The organism is Pseudomonas triclosanedens (assembly GCF_026686735.1).
Lineage (GTDB): Bacteria > Pseudomonadota > Gammaproteobacteria > Pseudomonadales > Pseudomonadaceae > Pseudomonas > Pseudomonas triclosanedens.
The window spans coordinates 4,923,654-4,939,675 of the sequence record NZ_CP113432.1 but is presented as its reverse complement, the minus strand read 5'-3'; the positions used below and the strand labels follow the sequence as shown (position 1 = coordinate 4,939,675).

Genomic DNA, 16,022 nt, shown 5'->3' with positions numbered 1-16,022 from the left:
TTCACTTGCTCCGTCCGATCAATTGCAGGAATTCCTGGCGGGTGGTGTTGGATGCGCGGAACGAGCCGAGCATCACCGAGGTGTTCATAACCGAATTCTGCTTCTCCACGCCGCGCATCATCATGCACATGTGCTGGGCCTCGATCACCACCGCCACGCCGGCAGCGCTGGTGACCTGTTCGATCGCCTCGGCTATCTGGCGAGTCAGGCTTTCCTGGATCTGCAGGCGGCGCGCGAACATGTCGACGATGCGTGCCACCTTCGACAGGCCCAGCACCTTGCCGGTGGGAATGTATGCCACATGGGCCTTGCCGATGAAGGGCAGCAGGTGGTGTTCGCACAGCGAGTAGAGCTCGATGTCCTTGACGATCACCATCTCGTCGTTGTCGGAGGCGAACAGTGCGCCGTTGACGATCTCTTCCAGCGTCTGCCCGTAGCCGTGGCAGAGGTACTGCATGGCCTTGGCCGCGCGCTTGGGCGTGTCCAGCAGGCCCTCGCGGGCCGGGTCTTCGCCCAGTCCCAGGAGAATCTCACGGTAGTGGTGAGACATGTCATCGATCATTGTGGAGTTCCTCGTGCCCGGCGGGCGGGTCATTTGAGGTGCCGGCCGCCGTTGACGGTAAGGGTAGTGCCGGTCACGTAGGGGCTGTCGAGCAGGTAGCGCACGCTCTGGTAGATCACTTCCGGCCCCGGCTCGATACCCAGGGCGGACTTGGCGAGGGTGCGCGCGCGGTACTGCGCGTCGTCGCCTTCGTTGAACATGATCAGGGCCGGCGCGATGCCGTTGACCTTGATGCGCGGAGCCAGGCTCGCGGCGAAGGACAATGTGAGGTTGTCCAGGCCGGCCTTGCTGGCGCAATAGGCGATGCGGTTGGCGCTGCCCTTGCGGGCGACGTCGTCTGAGAGGTGGATGATGTCGGCCGACGAGCCGCGCCCGGTGGCGTCGCGTTCGAGCAGGTCGGCACAGTGCAGGTTGATCAGGTATGGCGCGAGCATATGCAGGCGGAACAGTTCGCCGAAGACCTGCGCCTCGTGGCCTGGCGTTTCGCCGACCCACGCCGATGCGTTGTGGACGATGGCGCGCAGACGGTCGGTATGGGCACGCAGTTCCTCGATGAAAGCGAGGATGCCGCTTTCATCGGCCAACTCGGCGCGCAGGCAGGTGGCGCCCAGGTCACGCAGTTCGGCGATGCCGGGTTTATCCTGGCGGTAGGTCGCGATCACCGGCTGGCCGTCCTGCAGCAGACGCTTTGCGCAATGCAGACCGATGCGCTGACTGGCGCCAGTGATCAGGATGGGTGCCGGGGAGTTGCCCATGCGTGCCTCGTACGGTGGAATGAAACGGCGTGCCGTAAAATATCCGAGCTGCCGGGTAGGGCAAAACTATACCAGTCCCGGCGCGGCCCGGCACGGATGGGGCATAATGAGCGGCCTTGTCTTGCCTTGTGGGAGCCACCATGAAAGTCGCCATTCTGTCCGGTTCGGTCTACGGCACCTCCGAAGAGGTCGCGCGCCATGCCAAGCGCCTGCTCGAAGCCGCCGGTTTCGAAGCCTGGCACGACCCTCGCGCCACCCTCGACGGCCTGCTGGCCCTCGATCCCGAGGCGCTGCTGGTGGTGACTTCGACCACGGGCATGGGCGAACTTCCAGATACCTTCCAACCCTTGTTCCATGCCCTGCGCGACCGCCTTCCGTACTGGAGCGGCCGCCCGAGCGGGGTGATCGCCCTGGGTGATTCCAGTTATGGCGACACCTACTGCGGTGGCGGCGAGCAGGTGCGCGAGCTGCTGGCGGAGATGGGTATGCGCGAAGCGGTGCCGATGCTGCGCCTGGATGGCAGCGAGACGGTGGATCAGGAAACCGACTCCGAACCGTGGATCGCCGACTTCATCGCCGCGCTGAAAGCCTGATGCATCCACGCGCCCGCTACCTGATCGATACCCTGGGCCTCACTCCGCACCCGGAGGGCGGCTTCTATCGCCGGGTATTCGAATCGGCGCTTGCGGACGCCAATGGGCGCCAGCAGTCTTCGGCGATTTTCTTCCTGCTGCCCGGCGGGACGGTCAGCCGCTGGCATCGGGTGGATGCCGACGAGCTGTGGCACTACCACGAGGGCGGGCCGCTGGAGTTGCTGGTGGCGCAAACTCCCGACGCCGTACGTCGCGAGCTGCTGGGCGCGGTGGCTGAGGGCAGCCTGCCGCAGCGCGCGGTTCCCGCCCATGCCTGGCAGGCGGCGCGCTGCCTGGGGGACTACGTGCTGGTGGGTTGCACCGTGTCGCCGGCGTTCGACTTCGCCGGGTTCCGGCTGCTGGCGGACGATGCACAGGCGCAGCGGGACTGGCCGAGACTGGCCGGTGAGTTCCCCGATCTGCTCTGAGGCGGTTGGGTGTCACTGCGAGCCTGGCGGATGCAACGGCATTTCCTCCATCAGCGATAGCCAGGCTTTCGCCGCGTTCGACAGGTAGGCATCGCGCCGCCAGATGAAGCTGATATCCCAACGCAGGTCCGGCTCGCTGAGCAGTACCCGCGCCACTCCCGGGCGCTCCAGGTCCCTGGCCACCACACGTGGCAGCAGCACCACGCCCTGCCCGGCGGCGACCAGTGCGCCGAGGAAGTCTGCCTGGCCGCTGCGGCCGCCTTCCTTCGGTTCGAATCCGGCTTCGCGGCAGGCGCGCAGCAGGCGGTCGTTCAGTGTGAAGCTCTGCTGGTAGAGCAGGAACGGGGTGTCGGCCAGTTCCACCAGGCTCAGACTTTCCCGCGTGGCCAGCGGGTGGTCCGCGGGCAGCAGGGCATCCAGCGGCTCGTTGCAGAAGGGCTGGAAGTCGAAAGCCGGATCTTCCGGCGTAAGGCCGCCGCCCAGCTCCAGTTCGCCGCTGTAGACCTGTTCCTCCATCGTCTTGCTGCCGCCTTCGATCAGGTGCACGACGATGTTCGGGTAGCGCCGCCGGTATTCGGCGAAGCGTCCGGCGAACAGCGCATCGGCCCCCAGCAGCGGCAGTCCCAGGCGCAGCTCGCCGCGGTGCAGGCGGCTGAGGTCGTCCAGTTCGGTGAGCAGTTCGCGGCGCAGGCGCAGCATGTCTTCGGCGCGACGCAGCACCACTTCGCCGGCTGCGGTGAGGCGCACGTGCGGGCCGCTGCGCTCCAGCAGTTGCACGCGCAGGCTCTGTTCCAACTGGGCGATCTGCTTGCTGACCGCGGACTGGCTGGCGTTCAGGCGCACCGCCGCCTGAGTGAAGCTGCCCTGGCGGACCACTTCGGCGAAGGCGCGAAGCTGCTTGAATTCCATATTGGAATGGCTCCGATTCGAACAATTCGTTTTGGGGATGATAGGCGCGGGCGTACGCTTTGCGCCATTACCAACGTGATTCCCCGCACTTATTGCCGAGTACGCCGTCATGCTTCGCCGCGCTTCGCGTCTGCTCTTCGAAATCGCCGTCCTGATCGCCTTCTGGTGGGTTGGCGGCTGGATCGCCACGCGCACCGGGCTGCCGTTGCCTGGCGGGGTGATCGGTCTGGCGCTGCTGCTGGTGCTGTTCGCCTGCGGCGCCATCCGTCCGGCGTTGCTGCAAGGTGGTGCCGGAGTGCTGCTGGCGGAGATGCTGCTGTTCTTCATCCCCGCCCTGATGAGCCTGCTGGACTACGGTCCGCTGCTGCGCAGCGAGGGCTGGAAAATCCTGCTGGTGATCACTGCCAGCACCGTGCTGGTGATGCTGGCGACCGCCCTGGCAGTAGAGTGGATGTGCCATTGGAGGTCACGTCATGAGTCCCGATAAGGAAGCTCTGTTCTGGCTGGTCGCCACCCTCGGCGGCTACCTGCTCAGCCGGCTGCTGTATCGCCGCTTCCAGCAGTACTGGCTGTCGCCCATCGTGTTCGTGCCGGCGCTGCTGTTCGCCCTGGCGATACCGATGCACGCCAGCTACGCCGACTATGCCCGCGACACCAACTGGCTGGTCGCGCTGCTCGGCCCGGCAACCGTGGCTTTCGCCATCCCGATCTGGCAGCAGCGCGCGCTGCTGGCCCGTCACTGGCCGGCGCTGCTGACCGGCATGTTCGCCGGCTCCGCCGTGGCCATCGGCAGTTCCTGGGCATTGGCCCATGCCATGGCGCTGGATGGCCAGGTGACGCTGTCGCTGCTGCCGCGCTCGATTACTACGCCGTTCGCGATGGAAATTTCCCATGACCTGGGCGGCGTACCGGCACTGACCGCAGCCTTCGTGATGATCACCGGGGTGTTCGGCGCGCTGATTGGCGGAGTCTTGATGAAGCTGCTGCGTCTACGCTCCGCCCTGGCCCGTGGTGCTCTGCTGGGCGTTGGCGCCCACGGTGCGGGCACCAGCAGGGCATACGAGTTCGGTGGCGAGGAAGGCTCGGCGGCGGGGCTGCTGATGGTCCTGACCGGCTTGTTCAACCTGCTGCTGGCGCCGCTCCTGGCGTACTGCCTGTAGGCTCAGTTGAGTTCGTAGGCGTCGAGCATGCGGGAGGTGTCGGCAGGGGAGTTGAACATCATCACATCGATGATCGACAAGCCCGCCTCGAAAGTCTGCCGCCGCTGGTCGTAGCTTGCCAGCCGCGGCTCCTGGAAGCGCAGGGTGAGGCCGGCTGCGACGAACTTGCTGCGATCGAAGAAACTCTGTCCTCCAGGCGGATTCCAGTATTCCTCAACGCCGCCCAGCGCCTTGCAGATGTTCAACGCCCACTCGTCCGGCGCCGTCGGCCGCTCCATTTCGAGACCCATGCGCGAGAGCACCGGCATCCGCCGGGGGAAACCCAGGTAGGCGCAGGTGGCTTCCAGGGTGCTCTTGTTCAGCGAAACGATGTCGTCGAACGGGTGATCCAGTGCTGCGGCGATCATCTCGCGCACGTCGCGGTAGTAGGGCGCCACCTTGCGGTACACCTCCAGTTGCGAGAAGAGGCTGCGCCGCCAGTCCTGGCTGTTGTCCACCCGCACATCCTTGATCAGGGTATTGCGGCTGTGCTTGATCCGCGGCACGCGGATGTACAGCCAGCCCTCCTGCTGCCGGAGGATGCGGTTGCGCTCGATCCAGCCGTGGTGGATGTACTGCACGGTATCGAACAGCACGAACAGGTCGGTGTGCTTGATGAGGCTGAAGTAGCCCAGGTAGGGAAAGAAGTAGGGTTGCATGATGGCTGTCTTTTTCACGGACGTGCCTCGTAGACCGGCATGGAGTCTCCTCCCGACTCCGGGGTACGGCATGGGTGCAGCTGGATATGTCGAATTGCTGATCCGCACGCTCGACGGGCGTTCCGGCAGGCTCGAAGGACAGGGACGCTTCCGCCAGCCCGAGTGCGCGATCTGCCGTTGCGCTGCTCGGACGGCGCCATCGTGAGGTTGTCGTCCACACGCCGGGCTCCATCGGCGTATTGGGCCACTATAGGCGTGGATGCCCGGCGCGCAAGCCGGTTCAATCGCCAGGCTTATGCCGGAACATTCGCCATAGCGTGACTCGCGCAACTGTCAGTTCCGTGACAGTCCGTCTTGCGCGGCGCTGGCTAGACTGCGGCGTCAAACAACAACGAAGAGGTTCCAGTCATGCACGCCGCTCATCCGCTGCCCACCGTGAACGTCAAGGATCAGGTCTCCGCCGCTGAATGGCAGACCCGGATCGATCTCGCCGCCTGCTACCGGCTGATTGCGATGCATGGCTGGGATGACCTGATCTTCACCCACATCTCCGCCAAGGTCCCCGGCACCGAGGACTTCCTGATCAACCCGTTCGGCATGATGTTCCATGAGATCACCGCGTCGAGCCTGGTGAAGATCGACCTGTCGGGCAAGAAGCTGATGGACAGCCCGTACGAAATCAACCCGGCCGGCTACACCATCCACAGTGCCATCCATGAAGTCCGCCACGACGTCTCCTGCGTGCTGCATACCCACACGCCGGCGGGCATCGCCGTGTCGGCGCAGAAGCAGGGCCTGTTGCCGATTTCCCAGCAGTCGCTGTTCGTGCTGTCCAGCCTGGCGTACCACGCCTACGAAGGCGTGGCGCTGAACCACGAGGAGAAGGCACGCCTGCAAGCCGACCTCGGCGAGGCCGGCTTCATGATCCTGCCCAACCACGGGCTGCTGACCTGTTCGCCGACCATCGCCGACACCTTCCTGATGATGTTCACCCTGCAACGCGCCTGCGAAATCCAGGTGCTGGCCCAGGGCGGCGGCGCCGAGCTCATCATGATCCCGCAACCGATCCTCGATGGCGCCCGCGCGATGGCCGCCGGCGTCACTCGCAGCAAGCAGGGCATGGGTGGCGCGCTGGCCTGGCCGGCGTTGCTGCGCAAGCTGGACCAGCAGAACCCTGGCTACCGCGACTGATGGGGCTGCCCGGCATCGCCCTGCGTGACTGGCGCGCGCAGGGCCGTTCCTTCGACTTCCGTGGCCACGGCATCCGCTACTGGTGTGCCGGTGCCGGCGAGCCGCTGTTGCTGATCCACGGATTCCCGACGGCGTCCTGGGACTGGCACTACCTGTGGCGGCCACTGGCCGAGCGCTACCGGGTGATCGCCTGCGACATGCTCGGCTTTGGCGATTCGGCCAAGCCACGCGGGCACGATTACCGCATTCTCGAACAGGCCGATCTGCAACAGGCGCTGCTGGCGTACCTTCAGGTGCGTGAACCGGTCCATCTGCTGGTGCACGACTACGGCAACAGCGTTGGCCAGGAATTGCTCGCCCGGCACGAAGACGGGGATTTCGCGGCGGCGTCCTGCGTGTTCCTCAATGGCGGGCTGTTCCCGGAAACCCACCGGCCAGTGCTGTCGCAGAAGCTGCTGCTCAGCCCGTTCGGCGGGCTGTTCGGCCGCCTGTTCGACCGTCGCCGTCTGGCGCAGAACTTCGCCCGGGTGTTCGGTCCGCATACCCAGCCGTCCGAGGAGGAACTGGATGGCTTCTGGAGTCTGATCCAGCACAACGACGGCCCCCGGGTGATGCACCGGCTGATCCACTACATTATCGACCGCCGGGAGCATCGCGAGCGCTGGGTCGGCGCGATGCAGCGCACGGCGGTGCCGATGCGCGTGATCGACGGACCGCTGGACCCGATTTCCGGCGCGCACATGGTGGAGCGCTACCGGGAGTTGATCCCGCGGCCCGACACCGTGCTGCTCGGCGGCATCGGCCACTATCCACAGGTCGAGGCGCCGGAACAGGTGCTGGAGCATTACCTGGCGTTTCGTCTGGCGCAGGTTACGGATGTATCTGCGTGCGATATCAGATCACACTGATGGTGGCATGAGCGCCGGTGCCACTAGCCTGCCGGGCATTTCTTCCCGGAGGGCGCCAGATGCCGCTCAAGACCATTATTCCCCTGCGCCAGCCGCAAGGTTCGCTGCTGTACCGCCTGCTGCTGCGGTTGCACGCCGGTTTCGCGTGGGTCGCCGTTCCGCTGCTGCTCGCCCTGGGTGCCGCGGGCGCCGCAGCAGGCTACTTCGCCTGGCAGCTACGCTACTGGCCGCTGGCGGTCGCCGCTGTGCTCGCCCTGCTGGGCATGGTGGCGCTGATGTTGCTCTGGAGCGAGTACGATTGGTGGCTGTTCAAGCTGGGGCCGCGGAAGCAACCGAACCTGCCGATTCGCTGACGGATCATCCCCCGGCCTTATCGGGCACCATTCAGCCGTATTCGTCTTGGTTGTGACTGGATCATGACTGCCGGACACTCGACGCAAATATCCTTGCCTGGAGTCCCAACCCATGAGTGATGCCCTGCGTTTCGACGGAAAAGTCGTGATCGTTACCGGAGCCGGCGGCGGTATCGGCCGTGCCCATGCGCTGTTGTTCGCCAGGCATGGCGCCAGGGTAGTGGTGAACGACCTGGGCGGCAGCACCCACGGTGAGGGCGCCAACGCCTCGGCGGCCGACCGCGTGGTGGCGGAAATCCGCGAAGCCGGCGGCACCGCCATCGCCAACCATGATTCGGTGACCGACGGCGAGAAGATCGTGCGCCAGGCTGTCGAGGAGTTCGGCCGCATCGATGTCGTGGTGAACAACGCCGGCATCCTGCGCGACAAGACCTTCCACAAGATGGAAGACGCCGACTGGGACCTGGTCTACAAGGTCCACGTCGAAGGCGCCTACAAGGTGACCCGCGCGGCCTGGCCGTTCATGCGCGAACAGGGCTACGGCCGGGTGATCTTCACTTCGTCCACATCCGGCATCTATGGCAACTTCGGTCAGAGCAACTACGGCATGGCCAAGCTCGGCCTGTATGGTCTGACCCGCAACCTGGCCATCGAAGGCCGCAAGAACAACATCTTCGTCAACGCCATCGCCCCCACGGGCGGTACCCGCATGACCGAGGGCCTGATCCCGCCGCAGGTGTTCGAGCAGCTCAAGCCCGAGCTGGTCAGCCCGCTGGTGGTGTACCTGGGCAGCGAAGCCTGCCAGGAAACCTCCGGCCTGTTCGAAGTCGGTGGCGGCTGGATCGGCAAGGTGCGCTGGGAGCGCAGCCTGGGCGTTGGCTTCGACCCGCGCAAGGGCTTCAGCGTCGAGGACGTGGCGGCCAACTGGCAGCAGATCTGCGACTTCGAGAACGCCGCGCACCCGAAGGACAACGTCGAAGCGTTGCGCGAGATGATGGCGAACCTGCAGAAATACGCCGGTTGATCCGGCCAGCCTGACCGGCGGAATGGCCAGTGGGGCTGTTCCGGCGCGACGGACGCAGTAAGGTGTGAGGGCCGGCTTTTAGCCGGCCCTTTGCATTGGTGCCTGGGAGCCTGTCTGCGATCTGCCGCGCGTTGGGTGCTGGAATTGCCTGGCTGTGCTTCGAGAACGCCGCTCTTCGGGCTCATTCCGCCTACCGCGGCGCGGGTTCGCCGCGAACAGGCTCCGAGGAGTTCGCCATGAGCGTGATAATCCAGAAGAACGGCCCGGTGACCACCCTGGTGATCGCGCGGCCGGCGGTGCGCAACGCAGTGGACCGCCCCACCGCCGAGGCCCTGGCCGATGCGTTGCGCGATTTCGAGCAGGACGACGAGGCGCGGGTCGCCGTGCTGGCGGGGGCCGGTGGCACCTTCTGCGCGGGCGCCGACCTGGCGGCGGTGGCCGAGGACGGCGAGCGTCGCAATCGGCTGGAGACCGAAGGGGACGGGCCGATGGGGCCCAGCCGCATGCAGCTCTCCAAACCGCTGATTGCCGCCATTGAGGGGTACGCGGTAGCCGGCGGGCTGGAGCTGGCGCTGCTGGCCGACATGCGGGTGATGGCGGAGGACGCGGTGTGCGGGGTCTTCTGCCGGCGATTCGGCGTGCCGCTGATCGACGGCGGCACCGTGCGCCTGCCGCGCATCATTGGCCAGGGCAGGGCGCTGGACATGATCCTCACCGGTCGTCCCGTCGGTGCGCAGGAGGCGCTGATGATGGGCCTGGCCAATCGCGTGGTGCCGCGTGGTCAGGCGCTGGAGGCGGCGGAGGAACTGGCGCGGGAGATCGCCGAGTTTCCCCAGCGCTGCATGCTGGCCGACCGCGACAGCGTCTTCACGCAGTGGAACCTGTCCTTCGACGTGGCGCTGGCCAACGAATTCCAGGGCGGCCTGGCTGTGATCGAGAGTGGCGAGACGGTGCAGGGCGCCAGGCGCTTTGCCGGCGGGCAAGGGCGGCACGGAGAGTTTTGAGAGGGCTGCAGTCGAGGTGGAAGGAAAAGCCCGGGGAACGGACTTTTCCCTCGTCCCCACGTGCAATCAGTCGCGGTCGATGATCACGTAAGTCTTGCGCACGGTTTCCTGGATATCCCACACGCCGAGGCTGTTCTGCGGCAGCAGGAAGGCATCGCCGGCCTGGAAGGCGATCGGCTCGCCACCGTCCGGCGTAAAGGTGCCGCGGCCTGCGATGAAGTGGCAGAACTCCTGCTCGACGATCTGCCGGCGCCAGCGGCCGGGAGTGCATTCCCAGATGCCGGTTTCCACGCGGTCCGGACGCTCGATGGATTCCACGCGGGTTTCCGAGACCGGCTCGCCCAGCGGCACGGCGACCGGGTTGGCTTCACCGAGCTCGGCGTGCAGGGTGTTTTTCAGGTGGGTCAGTTTCATTCTTCGGGGCTCCAGTGGGGGTGGGGGGACGGATCAGCCGACCTTCCAGGTCATCAGGCTTTCCATCGTCGCGGCGAGTTTCTCCGCCAGTTGGCGACGCCAGGGCGCGCTGTGCGGGTTGGCCAGGACTTCGTCTTCGTGCACGAAACTGCGGATGATCGCGTTGTAGCCCAGCCAGCGGCACGGTTCCGGCTCCCAGCCACGCAGGGCGTCCTGCATGCTGCGGTCGTCGATCACCCAGGGTTGGCGGGTCAGGTCGCTGGCCTGGCCCAGGATCAGGTCGGCCAGCGTACGGCCGCCCAGGTTGGTGGCGCCGACGCCTTCTCCGCCGTAGCCGCCGGAGAGCGCGATGCCGTTGCGGCGGTCGATCAGCATATGCGGGTGGAAGCGCCGCGACATGCCGAGGTTGCCACCCCAGGTGTGGGTGATGCGCACATCCTTGAGTTGCGGAAACAACTCACCGAACAGGTAGCGACGCAGTCCGACTTCGTCGTCGTTCAGGTTGAAGTCGGTGCGCAGCTTGCCGCCAAAGCGGTAGCCGCCGCGTGCGCCGAAGGCCAGGCGGTTGTCGGGGGTGCGCTGGCCATAGGTGACCTGGCGGCTGAATTCGCTGAACGCCTGGCCCTTGTCGAGGCCGATTTGCGCCCACACCGATTCTGGCAGCGGCTCGGTGGCCACCAGCAGACTCTGCACCGGCAACTGGTAGTTGCCCAGCGGCGGCAGGTCGGCAGCGTAGCCTTCGATGGCCGGCACCACCCAGTGAGCCTTCAGCTCGCCCTTGGCGGTACGCAGCACGCCGGGCTGCCAGTAGGTGACGCGGCTCTTCTCGAAGATCTGCACGCCCAGGCGTTCCACGGCGCGGGCCAGGCCACGGACCAGCTTGGCCGGATCGATGGTGGCGCAGTGCGGGGTGTGGATGGCGCCCAGTGCGCTGGGGATGCGCAGTTGTTCGGCCAGCTCGCTCTTGCTCAGCCAGCGGTAGTCATCCTCCGTCAGGCCCTCGGCGTGCAGGTGGGCGAGGTACTGCCGCAGGCGGGTTTCCTGCTCGGGGTAGCGCGCGGCGGTGTAAAGCACGCCGCCCTTGCGATAGTCGCAGTCGATGCCTTCGCGGTCGAGCACGCGAGCCACTTCATCGGGGATATCGTGCAGCAGGTCGTAGGACGCGCGGCGCTGTTCCGGCGAGAGGCCGGCGAGCAGGCGGTCCTCGCCGAGAATGTTGCCCATCAGCCAGCCGCCGTTGCGCCCGGAGGCACCGAAGCCGGCGGTTTCCGCCTCGACGATGGCGATCTTCAGTTGCGGCGCGCGCTGCTTGAGGTAATAGGCAGTCCACAGCCCGGTATAACCGGCGCCGGCGATGGCCACGTCGACTTCCAGTGCACCTTCCAGGGAGGGACGCGGGACGAGGGCGTCGTCCAATTGGTTCATCCACAGACTGATATGACGCCATGCCGACATAGACGACTCCGGAGGGGAAGAGGGGGGATGTCGGCAAGCCTAGAAGCGGCGCGGGGTTCTGTCGTCTGCGCGGGTACGCGGGGAGTGCCCGCGCGCCCGCCGGCAGGTGTTGGTCAGGCGCTGTTCTGCTCGTCGCGCAGGCGCTTGAGGTACTCGCGTGGCGATTGCCCGGTGTGCTGGCGGAAGCAGCGGTAGAAGGCCGACAGCGAGTTGAAGCCGGCGGAGAACGCCAACTCGTCGATGCGTGCCGGCAGCGGCGGACGCAACTGCGCGAGCAGGTGCTGCAGGCGGGTCTGGTTGACGTACTGGTAGAAGCTCAGGCCCATCACCTGGTTGAGCAGGTAGGAGATCTGGTTGCGGGTGTAGCCGGTGGCGCTGGCTACCTGGGTCAGGTCGAGATCCGGCGCCAGGTAGGGCTGGTTCTTGCTGAAGTAGTGTTCCAGGTCGCTTGCCAGTTGGCTCAACTGGCGCGGCGAGAGGCCGAGGCGGCTGGTCGCCGGGCGTGGGTCGCTGGTCTGGGTACGGCTCTCGGTGCCTTCGCGCACGACCGAGGCGTACTCGTTGATCCGCCATATCTTGCCGTCGCGCACTGTGATGGCCTCACTGGAGTGGAAGGTCGCCAGGCGGCCGCTGAGTGTGACGGCGATTCGGTACTGGATGAAGGCAGTGTCGCCGTCGACGCGGATGCGGTCGATGTGGTCGAGGAACTCCTCCGGGCGACTGGGCATGGTGGTGCTCACGTAGTCGCGCAGATCGCCCTGGCTCAGGCGGCGATTCTGGAAGAAGTCGTTGTACTCCACCTGCGGATGGTAGAGCTCGAGCACCGCTTCGAGGTCACGAACCTTCCAGCATTGGTGATAGCGCAGAACCACCTCGCGGGTCTGCTCGGTGAGGTGGCTGTCGGTCGGGCGTTGGTCGATGTAGTGCATAGGCTGCCAAGGATGCCCCAGAACAGCGTCGCTCGGGTAGTGGCAAGTCTGTATGCACTATCCAGATTCTCGATGATCCGTCATCGCCTGCGCCAATTCTGCTCGGAAAGACCCGTCCCAGAGGGGGGATTCACTCTTTCGGGCGACAGCTCAAATACCACCTTGGAGCGCTTACTCCCCTCCCGGCGGCTGAGTAGGGTGTAGCCACCTAGACACCGTCAGGAGAGCCGCATGACAACAAAAACAAGGCGCGGATTCTTCCAACCGCAACTTCTCGCCACTGCTGTCGCCCTGGGATGCGCCACCCAGGCTCAGGCGATCAACTTCAACATCGGGGAAATCGAAGGGCAGTTCGATTCCAGCCTGTCCGTGGGGGCAAGCTGGAGTACGCAGAGTCCGAAACAGGACCTGATCGGTTCCGCCAACGGCGGGCATGGCATGACCCAGACCAACGATGACGGTCGCCTGAACTTCCGCAAGGGCCACACCTTCTCGAAGATCTTCAAGGGCATTCATGACCTGGAGCTGAAGTACGGGGACTTCGGCGTCTTCACCCGCGGCAAGTACTGGTACGATTTCCGTCTCAAGGACGAGGGAACCGAGTGGAAGCCGATTTCCGACAGCGGCCGCAAGGAGGGAGCCAAGTCCTCCGGCGCACAATTGCTGGACGCCTTCGGTTACTACAACTACTCCATCGCCGACCTGCCCGGCACCGTTCGCGTGGGCAAGCAGGTAGTGAGCTGGGGTGAGAGTTCGTTCATCGGCAACAGCATCAACACCATCAACCCCATCGATGTATCCGCGTTCCGCCGCCCTGGTTCGGAGATCAAGGAAGGCCTGATCCCGGTGAACATGCTCTACCTCTCGCAGAGCCTCACCGACAGCCTCTCCGTGGAAGGTTTCTACCAGTTGGAGTGGGACCAGACCGTTCTGGACAACTGCGGCACCTTCTTCTCCACCACCGACGTGGCGGCCGATGGCTGCAACACCAACTACAACGTCCTCGACAAGAACACCGTCACCGCGCTGAACGCCCCGGCGACCAAGGCGCTGCTCAACTCGCTGGGCGTGACCGTCACTCCCGAGGGCCTGATGGTGCCGCGCGGCGCCGACCGCGACGCCCGCGACTCCGGCCAGTGGGGCCTGTCCATGCGCTGGCTGGGTTCCGATACCGAGTACGGCGCCTATGTGATGAACTATCACAGCCGCACGCCCATCGTGAGCATGCAGAACGCCGGCTCCGCTGATATCGGCAACGCTCTGCGCGCCATCGGTGCGGGCGCCTCGGCGCTGGCCCAGCCGATCCTGCTTGGCCGCGGCCACTACTTCCTCGAATACCCCGAGGACATCCGCCTGTACGGCCTGAGCTTCTCCACCACACTGCCCACCGGCACTGCGTGGCAGGGCGAGATCAGCTACCGGCCGAACATGCCGCTGCAGCTCAACACCACCGACCTGACGCCGCTGCTGGCCACCACCGTGGCCAACGGCTTCGCCACTGGCGGCGTGGCTGGCGCTCTGGCCCAGGCCAACCAGGTCAACCACGGTTACGTGCGCAAGGAAGTGACTCAGGCGCAGACCACCTTCACCCACTTCTTCGATCAGGTCATGGGCGCAGACCGCCTGACCCTGGTTGGCGAAGTCGGCGTGACCTACGTTGGCGGCATGACCAACAAGGTCGGCGAGCGCTACGGTCGTGATTCGGTGTACGGCGTGCCGGAGAACGCGGCGGCCGACGACGAGTACGGCAGCGGCGGCTTCTACACCTCTTCCTCCTGGGGTTACCGCACCCGCGCCATCTGGGACTACAACAACGTGTTCGCCGGGGTCAACCTCAAGCCGAACATCGCCTGGTCGCAGGACGTCAACGGCACCGGTCCGGTGTTCAACGAAGGCAGCAAGGCCGCCAGCATCGGCATCGATGCCGACTACCAGAACACCTACACCGCGAGCCTGAGCTACACGAACTTCTTCGGTGGCGACTACAACACCATCGTCGATCGGGACTTCCTCGCGCTCAGCTTCGGCGTGAACTTCTGACCTGCCTGACCAAGGAACTGACGTATGAGAACGACACGAATCCTTCAATGCGGCGCGCTGGCACTGAGCCTGTTGTCCTGCGGCGTGATGGCGGCCGTCTCCGCCGATGATGTGGCCAAGCTGGGTACCAGCCTGACGCCGATGGGCTCGCAGAAGGAAGGCAACGCCGACGGCAGCATCCCGGCCTGGACCGGCGGCATCTCCCGCACGGCCGGCAAGCTTGACGCCAAGGGCTTCCTCTCCGACCCGTTCGCTGGCGAGAAACCGCTGTTCACCATCACCGCGCAGAATGCCGAGCAGTACAAGGACAAACTGTCCGCCGGGCAGATGGCGATGTTCAAGCGCTACCCGCAGACCTACAAGATCCCGGTATACACCAGCCATCGCACCTTCGCGCTGCCCGACGAGATCTATGGCTCGATCAAGCGTAGCGCCGAGTTCGTCCAGCCGATCAACGACGGCAATGGCCTGGAAAACTTCGAGAAAAGCCGCTACTACGCCTTCCCGATTCCGAAGAACGGCGTACAGGCGCTGTGGAACCACCTGACCCGTTACCACGGCGGTAACATCTCGCGCACCGTGGTGCAGGTAGTGCCGCAGACCAACGGCAGCTACACTCCGATCCGCTTCGAAGAATCGATCGCGGTGCCGCAGAACATCACGGACCAGGACGCCAGCAAGACCGGCAACATCCTCACCTACTTCAAGCAGCAGGTAACGGCTCCGGCGCGCCTGGCCGGTAACGTCCTGCTGGTCCACGAAACCCTGGACCAGGTGAAGGAGCCGCGCCTGGCGTGGATCTACAACGCCGGGCAGCGCCGAGTGCGCCGTGCCCCGCAGGTAGCCTACGATGGTCCGGGCACCGCTTCCGACGGCATGCGCACCTCCGACAACTACGACATGTTCTCCGGCGCGCCGGACCGCTACGACTGGAAACTGGTGGGCAAGCGCGAAATGTACATTCCGTACAACAGCTATCGCCTGAACTCGCCGGACCTCAAGTACGATGACATCGTCAAGCCGGGCCACATCAACCAGGACCTGACCCGCTACGAGTTGCACCGCGTGTGGGAAGTCGTGGGCACCCTCAAGTCCGGCGAGCGCAACATCTACGCTACCCGCCACTTCTACCTCGACGAGGACAGTTGGCAGATCGCCGAATCCGAGCTGTACGACGGTCGCGGCCAACTGTGGCGCGTCGGTGAAGGCCATAGCATGACCTTCTACACCGAGCTGGCCACCGGCTACGCAGCCGAGTCGCTGTACGACGTTCTCGCCGGCCGCTACGTGACCTTTGGCCTGAACAACGAAGAGCGGCGTGGCTACCAGTTCGGCATCAAGGCCAGCATGGCCGACTTCACTCCGGCGGCACTGCGCAATACCGGCGTGCGCTGACCGGAAATCCGCTCCTTTGCCCGGCGCCCCGTGTGGTCGCCGGGTTTCTTTTATGACGCTGTAAGCTGTCTGCCAGGCCCTTGCGCATGTTGCGCTATGACGCCCCATGAGTGCGGCTAATGGTCCTTTGCCCGGCCCTCTGGCCGGCATAGTCTGGCCTGCAAA

The 16,022-nt window shown here is 65.3% G+C and carries 18 protein-coding genes; 11 read left to right on the top strand and 7 right to left on the bottom strand.

Going from position 1 to position 16,022, the window contains the following annotated elements:
• Position 1: 1 nt before the first annotated feature.
• Together folE and folM are read right to left on the bottom strand one after the other, a co-directional pair.
• Positions 2-562, bottom strand: coding sequence for a GTP cyclohydrolase I FolE (gene folE / locus OU419_RS22860; protein WP_254470475.1), 561 nt, complete (start codon positions 560-562; stop codon positions 2-4).
• 29 nt (positions 563-591) lie between these two features.
• A complete protein-coding gene (gene folM / locus OU419_RS22855; RefSeq protein ID WP_254470476.1) occupies positions 592-1,317 on the bottom strand; it encodes a dihydromonapterin reductase in 726 nt (241 codons plus the stop codon).
• A gap of 140 nt (positions 1,318-1,457) precedes the next feature.
• On the opposite strand from folM, the gene OU419_RS22850 reads away from it, so the two are divergent.
• Entirely contained in the window at positions 1,458-1,910 is a 453-nt protein-coding gene (locus tag OU419_RS22850) for a flavodoxin (protein ID WP_254470477.1), read from the top strand.
• Positions 1,910-2,377, top strand: a complete 468-nt coding sequence (locus tag OU419_RS22845) for a cupin domain-containing protein (RefSeq protein ID WP_254470478.1) — start codon at positions 1,910-1,912, stop codon at positions 2,375-2,377. Before OU419_RS22850 ends, OU419_RS22845 begins: the two co-directional genes overlap by 1 nt.
• Before the next feature lie 12 nt (positions 2,378-2,389).
• Here OU419_RS22845 and OU419_RS22840 read toward each other — a convergent pair whose 3' ends face one another.
• The gene (locus OU419_RS22840; protein ID WP_254470479.1) at positions 2,390-3,286 is read right to left on the bottom strand and encodes a LysR family transcriptional regulator; all 897 of its coding nucleotides are present in this window, start codon (positions 3,284-3,286) and stop codon (positions 2,390-2,392) included.
• Positions 3,287-3,395: 109 nt separating this feature from the next.
• Here OU419_RS22840 and OU419_RS22835 point away from each other — a divergent pair, with 109 nt between their 5' ends.
• Together OU419_RS22835 and OU419_RS22830 are read left to right on the top strand one after the other, a co-directional pair.
• A complete protein-coding gene (locus tag OU419_RS22835) occupies positions 3,396-3,773 on the top strand; it encodes a CidA/LrgA family protein (RefSeq protein WP_254470480.1) in 378 nt (125 codons plus the stop codon).
• Positions 3,760-4,446 carry an LrgB family protein gene (locus OU419_RS22830; RefSeq protein WP_254470481.1) on the top strand — a complete coding sequence of 229 codons (687 nt, stop codon included), beginning with the start codon at positions 3,760-3,762 and terminating at the stop codon, positions 4,444-4,446. The genes OU419_RS22835 and OU419_RS22830 overlap by 14 nt, the downstream gene beginning before the upstream one ends.
• 2 nt (positions 4,447-4,448) lie before the next feature.
• Here OU419_RS22830 and OU419_RS22825 read toward each other — a convergent pair whose 3' ends face one another.
• A complete protein-coding gene (locus OU419_RS22825; RefSeq protein ID WP_254470482.1) occupies positions 4,449-5,162 on the bottom strand; it encodes a WbqC family protein in 714 nt (237 codons plus the stop codon).
• 390 nt (positions 5,163-5,552) lie between these two features.
• Between OU419_RS22825 and OU419_RS22820 the strand changes: the two genes are divergently transcribed.
• The 5 genes from OU419_RS22820 to OU419_RS22800 all read left to right on the top strand — a co-directional run bounded on the left by OU419_RS22820 (position 5,553) and on the right by OU419_RS22800 (position 9,624).
• Positions 5,553-6,335: a class II aldolase/adducin family protein gene (locus OU419_RS22820; RefSeq protein WP_254470483.1), complete on the top strand. Its 783-nt coding sequence runs from the start codon at positions 5,553-5,555 to the stop codon at positions 6,333-6,335.
• Complete coding sequence (locus OU419_RS22815) at positions 6,335-7,243, top strand: alpha/beta fold hydrolase (RefSeq protein ID WP_254470484.1); 909 nt, start codon at positions 6,335-6,337, stop codon at positions 7,241-7,243. Before OU419_RS22820 ends, OU419_RS22815 begins: the two co-directional genes overlap by 1 nt.
• Positions 7,244-7,302: 59 nt before the next feature.
• Entirely contained in the window at positions 7,303-7,596 is a 294-nt protein-coding gene (locus OU419_RS22810) for a hypothetical protein (protein WP_254470485.1), read from the top strand.
• A 112-nt stretch (positions 7,597-7,708) separates the two neighbouring features.
• A complete protein-coding gene (locus OU419_RS22805; RefSeq protein WP_254470486.1) occupies positions 7,709-8,620 on the top strand; it encodes an SDR family oxidoreductase in 912 nt (303 codons plus the stop codon).
• A gap of 236 nt (positions 8,621-8,856) precedes the next feature.
• Entirely contained in the window at positions 8,857-9,624 is a 768-nt protein-coding gene (locus OU419_RS22800; RefSeq protein ID WP_254470487.1) for a crotonase/enoyl-CoA hydratase family protein, read from the top strand.
• Between the two features lie 66 nt (positions 9,625-9,690).
• Here the strand turns inward: OU419_RS22800 and OU419_RS22795 are convergent, their stop codons facing one another.
• The 3 genes from OU419_RS22795 to OU419_RS22785 form a co-directional block, all read right to left on the bottom strand.
• On the bottom strand, positions 9,691-10,038 hold the full coding sequence (locus OU419_RS22795; protein WP_254470488.1) for a cupin domain-containing protein: 348 nt from the start codon (positions 10,036-10,038) through the stop codon (positions 9,691-9,693).
• A gap of 33 nt (positions 10,039-10,071) precedes the next feature.
• Positions 10,072-11,493, bottom strand: a complete 1,422-nt coding sequence (locus OU419_RS22790) for an NAD(P)/FAD-dependent oxidoreductase (protein ID WP_254470489.1) — start codon at positions 11,491-11,493, stop codon at positions 10,072-10,074.
• Between the two features lie 113 nt (positions 11,494-11,606).
• The gene (locus tag OU419_RS22785; protein ID WP_408004967.1) at positions 11,607-12,359 is read right to left on the bottom strand and encodes an AraC family transcriptional regulator; all 753 of its coding nucleotides are present in this window, start codon (positions 12,357-12,359) and stop codon (positions 11,607-11,609) included.
• 294 nt (positions 12,360-12,653) lie between these two features.
• Here OU419_RS22785 and OU419_RS22780 point away from each other — a divergent pair, with 294 nt between their 5' ends.
• Complete coding sequence (locus OU419_RS22780) at positions 12,654-14,462, top strand: DUF1302 domain-containing protein (protein ID WP_254470491.1); 1,809 nt, start codon at positions 12,654-12,656, stop codon at positions 14,460-14,462.
• Between the two features lie 24 nt (positions 14,463-14,486).
• Entirely contained in the window at positions 14,487-15,857 is a 1,371-nt protein-coding gene (locus tag OU419_RS22775; RefSeq protein WP_254470492.1) for a DUF1329 domain-containing protein, read from the top strand.
• Positions 15,858-16,022: the final 165 nt, after the last annotated feature.

Coding starts and splice junctions, on each gene's coding strand:
- OU419_RS22775 (WP_254470492.1), top strand. CDS start 14,487: ATGAGAACGACACGAATCCTTCAATGCGGCGCGCTGGCACTGAGCCTG.
- OU419_RS22845 (WP_254470478.1), top strand. CDS start 1,910: ATGCATCCACGCGCCCGCTACCTGATCGATACCCTGGGCCTCACTCCG.
- OU419_RS22815 (WP_254470484.1), top strand. CDS start 6,335: ATGGGGCTGCCCGGCATCGCCCTGCGTGACTGGCGCGCGCAGGGCCGT.
- OU419_RS22820 (WP_254470483.1), top strand. CDS start 5,553: ATGCACGCCGCTCATCCGCTGCCCACCGTGAACGTCAAGGATCAGGTC.
- OU419_RS22800 (WP_254470487.1), top strand. CDS start 8,857: ATGAGCGTGATAATCCAGAAGAACGGCCCGGTGACCACCCTGGTGATC.
- OU419_RS22830 (WP_254470481.1), top strand. CDS start 3,760: ATGAGTCCCGATAAGGAAGCTCTGTTCTGGCTGGTCGCCACCCTCGGC.
- OU419_RS22805 (WP_254470486.1), top strand. CDS start 7,709: ATGAGTGATGCCCTGCGTTTCGACGGAAAAGTCGTGATCGTTACCGGA.
- OU419_RS22810 (WP_254470485.1), top strand. CDS start 7,303: ATGCCGCTCAAGACCATTATTCCCCTGCGCCAGCCGCAAGGTTCGCTG.
- folM (WP_254470476.1), bottom strand. CDS start 1,317: ATGGGCAACTCCCCGGCACCCATCCTGATCACTGGCGCCAGTCAGCGC.
- OU419_RS22835 (WP_254470480.1), top strand. CDS start 3,396: ATGCTTCGCCGCGCTTCGCGTCTGCTCTTCGAAATCGCCGTCCTGATC.
- OU419_RS22795 (WP_254470488.1), bottom strand. CDS start 10,038: ATGAAACTGACCCACCTGAAAAACACCCTGCACGCCGAGCTCGGTGAA.
- OU419_RS22780 (WP_254470491.1), top strand. CDS start 12,654: ATGACAACAAAAACAAGGCGCGGATTCTTCCAACCGCAACTTCTCGCC.
- OU419_RS22790 (WP_254470489.1), bottom strand. CDS start 11,493: ATGTCGGCATGGCGTCATATCAGTCTGTGGATGAACCAATTGGACGAC.
- OU419_RS22850 (WP_254470477.1), top strand. CDS start 1,458: ATGAAAGTCGCCATTCTGTCCGGTTCGGTCTACGGCACCTCCGAAGAG.
- folE (WP_254470475.1), bottom strand. CDS start 562: ATGATCGATGACATGTCTCACCACTACCGTGAGATTCTCCTGGGACTG.
- OU419_RS22840 (WP_254470479.1), bottom strand. CDS start 3,286: ATGGAATTCAAGCAGCTTCGCGCCTTCGCCGAAGTGGTCCGCCAGGGC.